This window comes from Bombilactobacillus bombi (assembly GCF_013607485.1).
Classification (GTDB): domain Bacteria; phylum Bacillota; class Bacilli; order Lactobacillales; family Lactobacillaceae; genus Bombilactobacillus; species Bombilactobacillus bombi_A.
The window spans coordinates 1-4,381 of the sequence record NZ_SCHP01000073.1 but is presented as its reverse complement, the minus strand read 5'-3'; the positions used below and the strand labels follow the sequence as shown (position 1 = coordinate 4,381).

The 4,381-nt window shown below is 34.2% G+C and carries 5 protein-coding genes; all 5 read left to right on the top strand.

Going from position 1 to position 4,381, the window contains the following annotated elements; translation table 11 throughout:
- The first annotated feature begins 460 nt into the window (after nt 1-460).
- The 5 genes from EQ827_RS07930 (at nt 461) to EQ827_RS07910 (ending at nt 3,978) form a co-directional block, all read left to right on the top strand.
- On the top strand, nt 461-1,201 hold the full coding sequence (locus EQ827_RS07930) for an SDR family oxidoreductase (protein ID WP_181190455.1): 741 nt from the start codon (nt 461-463) through the stop codon (nt 1,199-1,201).
- Nucleotides 1,202-1,422: 221 nt separating this feature from the next.
- Entirely contained in the window at nt 1,423-2,205 is a 783-nt protein-coding gene (locus EQ827_RS07925) for a hypothetical protein (protein WP_181190454.1), read from the top strand.
- 21 nt (nt 2,206-2,226) lie between these two features.
- The gene (locus tag EQ827_RS07920; protein ID WP_181190453.1) at nt 2,227-3,063 is read left to right on the top strand and encodes a hypothetical protein; all 837 of its coding nucleotides are present in this window, start codon (nt 2,227-2,229) and stop codon (nt 3,061-3,063) included.
- Nucleotides 3,064-3,240: 177 nt separating this feature from the next.
- Complete coding sequence (locus EQ827_RS07915; protein WP_181190452.1) at nt 3,241-3,744, top strand: GNAT family N-acetyltransferase; 504 nt, start codon at nt 3,241-3,243, stop codon at nt 3,742-3,744.
- A gap of 33 nt (nt 3,745-3,777) precedes the next feature.
- Nucleotides 3,778-3,978, top strand: coding sequence for a PspC domain-containing protein (locus EQ827_RS07910; RefSeq protein WP_181190451.1), 201 nt, complete (start codon nt 3,778-3,780; stop codon nt 3,976-3,978).
- The last annotated feature ends 403 nt before the right edge of the window (nt 3,979-4,381 follow it).

The following is a 4,381-nucleotide window of genomic DNA, read 5'->3' as shown; positions in this document are numbered from 1 at the left end:
GGGTAGTATTTACTATTGCCCCGGCTTTTCCCGGAATAATTATTTATTTAATATTATGGTTAATTATGGAAAAGCCTGATCAATATGTTCGTTAAATTTAAATAAATAGCAAAATAAAAATCGCTTCAAAGCGAGGGATTTTTAATAAAAGAGTCAGGGCAAATTATTGTTCTGACTTTTTTAGACGCAACTATAATAATTTTTTATAGCTATCTATCCTTTATTAGTATTGGACAAGAAGAGATTAGATTTACATAATAAAACTAGTAAAGGGATGTAAAAAATAAAACGCTAAATTGGTTTTATTACCAGTATTTTCCCAAGAAGCAGTGGTTTAAGTTAATGAGTTTCACATATTGGTTAAAAATTACGCTAATTTTGCTAAAGATTGGTAGCAACCCTTTCAAGATACTATTGCACTTAAAGGACAGGATAATAATCTTATAAGGAGGAAGTTAAGATGTCTGTGAAAGATAAAGTAGTTATAATTACCGGAGCTTCTAGTGGTATTGGGGCAGCGACGGCGCGCTTGTTGGCAGAACAAGGTGCCAAAGTAGTTTTAGGAGCCCGTCGAGAAAATAAGTTAAAGGCCTTAATACAACAATTACCAGCAAAATCGGCTTGTTATCAGGTAACAGATGTGTCCAAATTAGAAGAGGTTAAAGCTTTAGTTAGGTTGGCCTTAGACGTCTATGGTCGGGTGGATGTACTTTATAATAATGCTGGTATTATGCCAACAGCAAATTTAGATGAATTTCATCATGATGAATGGCAAAATATGCTACAAACCAACATTATGGGAGTTTTAAATGGAATTGAAGCCGTTTTACCAACGATGAAAAAACAAGGTCAAGGACATATTTTGGCAACTGATTCAGTAGCAGGGCATCTAGTATATCCAGGTTCAGCGGTATATTGTGGAACAAAATTTGCAGTGCGGGCTATTATGGAAGGGTTACGTCAAGAACAAAAAGATAATGGCATTCGTTCAACTATAGTTTCTCCGGGAGCAGTTAATACTGAGTTGTATAAGTCCATTTCTAATCCGCAAGCAGCTCAAGAATTATTTGAATCTTGGCAACAGCCTAATAATTCTTTGAATCCAGAAGATATTGCGCAAGCAGTAGTTTATGCGATTGGTACCCCACAACATGTAACAGTAAGTGAAATTTTGATTCGGCCAACCGGCCAAGAAATTTAAAATTTATTTAGTAAACAAGTCACAGTTACCGACTTTTAGCAGAAAGCGTTATTTAATCAAAAACTAGGAGTAAGACTAAGATGGTCTCAACTCCTAATTTTTTATGATTTATTTTTGGATAAAAAGTCATTTTATCATCACAAAATTATGTTAAAATTTGAACAAATTGATCAATATTTACTATTGAGTTGGGATATTAATAAAAATATCAGGAGGTATCAATGAAAAATGGCAGGTTCTTAATAACTATCATTTTAATTTGTGTGATTACTGCAGGTCTTGGCGGCGGTTTTTATGTAGTACGGAAGCACAATCTAGCAACAAACCAAGTCCAACAGCCGGGTAATCAGAAGAATAATCAAGCCGTAACTATAAAAAAACACTTCTATCATAAAAGTATCCGAGAAGTACTAGGAGAGACAGTTTTGGAAGATTACCCGAAAAGTTTTAACGAATTAATTAAAAAGGGACAACTCACAGTTCTAGGAACGGTGACGGATTTGAAAAATGTAGCCAATGATAGTTTGCCTAATCGGCCTATGACTATGGCTACTGTCAAAGTTTTGCAGGTTTTATCAGGTAGGCAAAATAAGAAAGATACCACCATCAAGGTGCTATTTATGGGCGGCAATATTGCTCAGAGCAAATTACTGAAAGATGTAGCCAATAAGGATTACTTATCAGAATCACAAAAGAAGGAAGCTCAATCATCAAAGATTATTACCGTAAAATATTCATATATACCGCTACCTCAAATTGGTCAAGAGTATGCCCTCATCTTATCAACAGTAAAATCAGGTACGAATGGTATCGCAGAAACTTATTATATGCCTATTTATGCTGGTAAGGGTGTCTTTATTAAGAATGCCAAAGATCAATATTTGCGAGAAACGGTTAAACAACCCATTGGTGGTGGCAATGGTACTAGAATTACTGCTACTGATGAAAATGACGATCAATTAATGAATCAAGGAATGAATGATCTGATTAATAAAAGCAAATAAGGTTATATTAAGGAGCAGATAATGAACTTTCAATCTAAAAAATGGCTGCAAGTCGCGGTCTTAGCGGTAAGTTGTTTAATAATTGCAGGATGTGCTTCCAATAAGAAAGTTCAAACAAGCGCTCCAGTTACTAAAAGTAAGTATGAAGTGATTGTAGATAAGGCTCAAAAGACTGGCAGCCGCCAAAAAAAGATTTTGAAAAATCTCAAAACTACAACTTATAATCACGGTCCTGCTTCTGAGGACTATTTAGGCAGAAAGAATTATCAACAAATGATCCAGCTTTCATCTGGATTGGTTCAAGGGGTAGTAACACAATGGCTGACAGTTCCTAATCAAGCCCAAGAGCCGCCATTTACCATCTTGAAAGTGTATGTTCAGCGTTCATTAGCCAGCAAAAGTGATCAGTTAGCACATAAATACATTTATGTTTATCAAGTCGGGGGTCTTAAAGGCAATAATCGCCTTGCCCAGCATTTAGAAGATACTAATTGGAAGACTACTAATAATATTCAAAATCTGATTTTGATGACAAAAGAAGGCTTGCCGGTTCCGACCATTGGTAACGAAGTCGTGCTTAATCCGGTAAGAATGAATACCGCAGATATTCCTCACGCTAAAGAGCTCATCGCAGCTAAACACATTTATGGCTTAACTTGGAATGAACAAAGTCTGTGGCTCAAAGCTAAAAATGGCAAGTATCAAATGGCTAATCACGATTTTATCCAAAAATTAAGTAACACTACTGTTGAAAAGAGAAATAGTCAGGGTTTGGAAGAATATGAACCAGCCCAAGCTTCCCAACTAAGCATTGATAAAAAGATTACCCAGCAGATTAATCAAATTATTGCCAAGTAACCGGAAATTTTACTTAAAAGCTAGAGCTCAATCAGCTCTAGTTTTTTTAATATTCATTAAATGAACAAAAATAATATTTGATAATTATCCTATAATCTATGTTAATTTCTAATGGTAATAGTGTTTTTGCTTTAGCTTGATTTTGTTATACAATAGTCTTATTGGTAAGGTGATTTTATGGAATGTGATTTTAGAAAATCTCAACTTAATGATTTAGAGCAGATTATGCTAATTGAAAATAGTGGCTTCACACCAGCAGAAGCTGCTACGCCAAAGGCTATGCGAGAACGTATAAAAAATATTAGTGATACTTTTATTGTAGCAATTAATGATGAAGAAATTTTAGGTTATGTAGTCGGGCCGACATTTAATCAGCGCTATTTGACCGACAATTTATATCAACATGCACCGCAGAATTCTAGATTTGACGCTTATCAAACTGTTTTAAGTTTGGCGGTCAAACCTGCTTTTCGTCAACATGGTGTAGGTTCCCAATTATTATCCCGTTTAGCACAGATAGCCCGCCAGCAAAACCGGCAAGGAATTACTTTAACTTGTTTACAGCGCTTAGTGCCTTTTTATGAGTTAAATGGCTATGTTAATGAAGGATTGTCATCATCACAGCATGCTGGAGAAAATTGGTATAATATGGTTTATTATTTGGGAAATAGAGGAGATTAAAGTGAGGTTTTTAAGGATTAAAGGAGGATTATTATGCATATACCTATCAAACGTTCAGGAAGTAACTATGTTTTAGCGGGAGTTTTAGGTGGTTTAGCAGATTATTTAGATTGGAATGTCAATGTTTTGCGCGTTTTATGGGTCTTATTAACGCCGACAGTGATCTTTCCGGGGGTCGTGCTGTACTTACTATTATGGTTGATTATGGAAAAGCCGGATGAATATCTAAGATAATCTAGATTAATAATTATTGGGACATAATTTTACCTTGTTTTAGTGGCGCTACTATGCAGTAGTAAAAATTATAAATCATCATGATGGCAAATAAAAAACTTATCTTACTCATAACTTTGACCAGTTATAAGGGCAGTTAAATGTTTTATAAATTTTAAAAGAGTTGGTGTGTCAGCACCAACTCTTTTAAAGATATTTACTAAATTAATAAAAGTTAAAATGAAATCTGATATTGGCGACAAAGTTAGCTCAATAAAGAAGCTAAATAATTTACATAAGCATAATTCTTATTTTTTATTAAATAAAATAAATGAAATAACTAAAGTAAATACAGTTGCCAATAAAAGGACTCCAAACAATAATAATATTTGAGATTTAGGTAGAAAGGTAAAATAAATTATAG

Excerpts from the sequence above, each read along its gene's own strand:
- EQ827_RS07930 (WP_181190455.1), top strand. The coding sequence starts at position 461 with ATGTCTGTGAAAGATAAAGTAGTTATAATTACCGGAGCTTCTAGTGGT.
- EQ827_RS07925 (WP_181190454.1), top strand. The coding sequence starts at position 1,423 with ATGAAAAATGGCAGGTTCTTAATAACTATCATTTTAATTTGTGTGATT.
- EQ827_RS07920 (WP_181190453.1), top strand. The coding sequence starts at position 2,227 with ATGAACTTTCAATCTAAAAAATGGCTGCAAGTCGCGGTCTTAGCGGTA.
- EQ827_RS07915 (WP_181190452.1), top strand. The coding sequence starts at position 3,241 with ATGGAATGTGATTTTAGAAAATCTCAACTTAATGATTTAGAGCAGATT.
- EQ827_RS07910 (WP_181190451.1), top strand. The coding sequence starts at position 3,778 with ATGCATATACCTATCAAACGTTCAGGAAGTAACTATGTTTTAGCGGGA.